Raw genomic sequence first — 208 nt, forward strand, 5'->3', positions numbered from 1 at the left:
GGTTCAATACGGAAGCTGGTCACATCATCACTTTGAGTGGTGTAAGTAATAGTTTGAGTTGAGCTAACCGCGCTACCGCTTGGTGCAGAGCCATCACTCAGATTGGTTTCCGACAAGTTCACAGTTGGCACATTATCAATGGTCGGAATATCACCATCGGTAATGGTCAGCGTGACGGTTGAGGTAAGCACATCGTTATCGGAGTCAC

1 protein-coding gene is annotated in these 208 nt (G+C 47.6%); it reads right to left on the reverse strand.

What is annotated here, in order from left to right; all coding sequences use genetic code 11:
* Positions 1–208 (reverse strand): hypothetical protein (locus AB4375_RS21615; RefSeq protein WP_372052511.1); only part of this gene is annotated, 208 nt, incomplete at both ends.

It is taken from the genome of Vibrio sp. 10N.261.51.C6 (assembly GCF_041471785.1).
GTDB lineage: Bacteria > Pseudomonadota > Gammaproteobacteria > Enterobacterales > Vibrionaceae > Vibrio > Vibrio crassostreae_C.